This is a genomic window from Arthrobacter sp. SPT-J7 (genome assembly GCF_059089965.1).
Map to the genome: position 1 here is coordinate 1 of NZ_JBNHFF010000281.1, position 3,734 is coordinate 3,734.

At 64.2% G+C, this 3,734-nt stretch carries 4 protein-coding genes; 2 read left to right on the top strand and 2 right to left on the bottom strand.

The features are described from left to right. Positions 1-968, bottom strand: a 968-nt coding sequence (locus AC5RWX_RS31335; protein ID WP_494100094.1) for an extracellular solute-binding protein, incomplete at its 3' end; no start/stop codon positions are given. A gap of 94 nt (positions 969-1,062) precedes the next feature. Then, positions 1,063-1,746, bottom strand: a complete 684-nt coding sequence (locus AC5RWX_RS31340; protein WP_494100095.1) for a YesL family protein — start codon at positions 1,744-1,746, stop codon at positions 1,063-1,065. Between the two features lie 235 nt (positions 1,747-1,981). Between AC5RWX_RS31340 and AC5RWX_RS31345 the strand changes: the two genes are divergently transcribed. Both AC5RWX_RS31345 and AC5RWX_RS31350 read left to right on the top strand, forming a co-directional pair. Further along, positions 1,982-3,247, top strand: coding sequence for a Gfo/Idh/MocA family protein (locus tag AC5RWX_RS31345; protein ID WP_494100096.1), 1,266 nt, complete (start codon positions 1,982-1,984; stop codon positions 3,245-3,247). Further along, positions 3,248-3,734: glycoside hydrolase family 78 protein (locus AC5RWX_RS31350; RefSeq protein ID WP_494100097.1), on the top strand; the 487-nt coding region annotated here is incomplete at its 3' end.

The window sequence follows — 3,734 nt, forward strand, 5'->3', positions numbered from 1 at the left end:
GCGTTGAGCTTGCCGTCCGGGCCTTCAAGGTTGCCGACGAAGCCCACCTTGTTTTCGAAATTGCTCGGGTCTGCCTGCTTGAACAGGTTGATGAGGACGCTGACCCGGGAGTCGACGTCGACAATCATGCCGCCCTTGCCGTTCAGGAACGGCTCGTTCCACTTGGTGGGGTCGAAGGTGGCAAAGTCCGGGTTGATGAGCTTCTCGTCCACCATCTTCTTGACGAACCGGTTGGCTTCCAGGAATTCCTCGGTTTCGAAGCTCGGGATCAGTTTCCCGTCCCTTTCGGTCCAGCGGTTGCCTGCGCCATACCAGGTCTCGATGAAGTCGTAGGGGCTGTTGGTTCCGAGGGCGCCCCACTTGGGGATGGTGATGCCCCAGGTGTCATTCTGGCCGTTGCCGTCCGGATCCTTTTCAGTGAATGCCTTGGCTACCTCGTACAGGTCCTCGGTAGTCTTGGGAGCCTCAAGCCCCAGCTTGTCCAGCCAGTCCTGGCGGAACATCACGGCAGCACGCATGGGGGCGCGTCCGCGGTAAACGCCGTACACCTTTCCGTTGATGCTCGCGTTCTGCTGGATGTCCGGGAAGGTGGTCTTCAAATTCGGGTACTCGGCCAGCTTGTCCGTCAGGTCCCAGAAGGCACCGGCTTCGGCGTTCTTGACGAAGCCGGGCGTTTTGCCCTGGATGACCATCACGTGCGGGATCTCGGACGAGGCCAGGGTGATGTTGGTTTTGTCCTCGTAGGAGGCATTGGGAGCCCACATGATGTTGACGTCCTTGCCCGTGAACTCCTCGAGCTTCGTCTGGACGGCGCCGTCTGCGGAAGGCGGCTGCGCCTCGAGGAAGGGAGCCATGACGTTCACGGTGGAAATATCTACGGACTGGGTTTCACCTCCGCCGCAGGCCGTCAGGGTGAGCGCCGTGGCGGTAACGACGGCGGCAGCCAGGGACATTCTTCTGCGGATCATTTTGTTCCTTTTCCACTTCTTTGGGGTCGGTTTTGCTGTCACCGGGCAGCGTTGAGCCCGGGCAGCATGAGGTCAGTTATTGGTTAGCGTGCGTTCAGCGCGCTGTCAGCGCCTGGCTATGGTTCAGGCCGATGGCAGCGGCCTGCTGTTGCTCCATAACGGCGGCCATGGAGTCATCGTTGGCGGTGAAGAAGCGGTCGCACAGCCACCCGGTCAGGAACAGCCAGGCTCCGATGCTGAAGAACGGGATCAGGCCTGGGACTGCACCGCTCGCATAGGCCACGGCTGCGGAGACGAACAGCAGGATGACTGTGCCCGCGAGGTGGCGGAGGGCGAAGCGCGATGACATCAGGAAGTACTGGGGCAGGGGAAGGTCGTACCGGGCAAACATGGGAAACAGGTAGCACACCCCCCCGGCAACAAAAATGGCCCCGACAAAGGTTGCAGCGGCAGCCAACTGGGACAGCAGGCCACCGGAGCCGGAAAAGTAGTTCCAGTTCATGACGAGGGCCACGGTCACCCCCATGATGGGGAGAGCCAGCGCGTTGCCGCGGACAAAATTGCGACAGTATTCGCGGGCAAAGCCGGGCAGCAGGCGCGCAGCTTCACCTTTGGCCCTCTTGCGGACCAGGATCTGTGCTGCTGCGGTGGCCGGCCCCGCACCCAGGACGCCGAGCCCCAGGACGGTGAAAGCGAGCCACAGCATGTTCAGGCAAGCGATCCACAAGAGCGTGTCAAAGAACGAGTATGCGCGGGCGCTCCACGACGACGTTGACATGGCAGGGCTCCCTTCGGTTCTCCATCGCTGCAGAAACGCGGCCAGAGTGGTCCACGTCACCTAAGTAATCGGTTTCTCGAAAATCTAGACCCCGGCCGCGGGGTGGGTCAAGCCAGTTTTTTGAATCGTTACATAACTGGACTGCAAGCCTGCTCGTGGCGCACACTGGAAACCGGAAAGCGCTTGCCCCACGCGTTTGAGGAACATATGCCCTGTCCGGGCGGAATGGAGCACCATGGGAACGCCAGCCGGCACCGTCGCCCGGACCCAGCCCCGGGATCTCACTACCTCAGCAGCAGCCAGCACGCAGCCCGGCGCCGAGCTTGGGGCGGAGCGGTCGGGCGGGCGTGCTTCGAGGGTGGCGTTGGTAGGTGTCCACGGCTTCGGCACCCACCACCTGCGGAACCTTGAGCGCCTGCAGGCGTCCGGCGTGGTTGACCTTGTTGCCGTTGCTGACCCCAATCCCCCTGCGCCGGGTTCGGTCCCTGCAACAGCGCACGTCTTTCCGGGGCTGGTTGAACTGCTCGCGGAGACCAGTGGGCTGGACCTCATTATTGTCGCCACCCCCATCCAGACCCATGCCCCGCTGGGCCTCGCAGCCTTGGCCACCGCTGCCGATCTGTATCTGGAGAAGCCGCCGGTCGCGTCACTCTCGGACTTCACCAAGCTGTCCGACGCTGCAGCAGCCAATGGACGCAGCGTCCAGATCGGCTTCCAGAGCCTGGGTTCCCACGCACTGCAGGCGATCGGCAAACTGCTCGCAGACGGAACCATCGGCACGCTGCAGGGTATCTCAGCCACCGGCCACTGGGTCCGGGACCGGGCCTACTACAAGCGGTCACGCTGGGCCGGTAAACGCACCATCGACGGCGTGGACGTGGTGGACGGCGTGGCCACCAACCCCCTTGCACATGCGGTGGCCACAGCCCTCAGGATTGCAGGAGCACGCACCACTGCAGACATTGCTTCGATTGAAACTGAGCTTTACCGTGCCAACGACATCGAGTCCGATGACACCTCGGTGATCCGGATCCGAACCAGCTCAGGGCTGCCCATCACCTGCGCGCTCACACTGTGCGCCACCGAATCCGTAGAACCTTACGTGACCCTGCAAGGCTCGGACGGCACCGCCGTCTTCCACTACACCGAGGACCGGCTCACGGTGGAAACTGCCGAGCGCCGCTCCGAGGAAGTCTTCGGCCGGGACGACCTGACCGAAAACCTGCTGGCCCACCGCATCAGTGGAGCTCCGCTCATCAGCCCGCTCCTGGACAGCGGTGCTTTTATGCTCGTCCTGGAAGCCATCCGAACCGCTCCGCTGCCGGCCCCCATCGACGAGGCATACCTCCAGTGGGAGGGCGAGGGAGATGCGGCGCACGCTGTGCTCATCGGTATCGAGGATGCCCTGGCACGAGCCGCCGGGCAGCACGCCACCTTCAGCGAACTCGGGCTCCCCTGGGCCGGTACCGCCCCGCACGCCTTCACCCTGCCGGAGTCCTGAATGACCCCCACCCCGGCTGCACAGTCCGTGACTTCCGTACGGGGGCAGTTGCTGGCCAACCACCTGCTGACGGACGGGCACTCCCCCTGCCTTACGGCGGGAGCACGCCCCTCGTTCAGCTGGCAGCTCGTGCAGCCAGGGGATTCGGATCCGTCCCGTGCCCGGCAGACCGGCTACGAGATCGTGGTGCAGGACGGAGCAGGGTCCCCAGTGTGGAATTCAGGCCAGGTGGCTTCAGACGCCCCCGTCTCTGCTGCCTATGACGGACCAGCGCTCGACGACGATGCGGACTACGTGTGGCAGGTCCGGGTATGGGACGCGGCAGGCCTGGCGGGACCGTGGTCGCAGCCACAGCAGTTCAGTACCGGCCTCTCGGACGCCGGGTGGGGAGCGGACTGGGTGCACCGCGCGCCGGGCGGCCGCGCTCCGCTGGAGGTCCTGGACGGAGCGCTGCGCGTAGCCGGCACGCCGTTCCTTCCCATCCCCT

What these genes read in the sequence shown, in the direction of transcription:
- AC5RWX_RS31340 (WP_494100095.1), bottom strand. Translation starts at nt 1,746, where the DNA reads ATGTCAACGTCGTCGTGGAGCGCCCGCGCATACTCGTTCTTTGACACG.
- AC5RWX_RS31345 (WP_494100096.1), top strand. Translation starts at nt 1,982, where the DNA reads ATGGGAACGCCAGCCGGCACCGTCGCCCGGACCCAGCCCCGGGATCTC.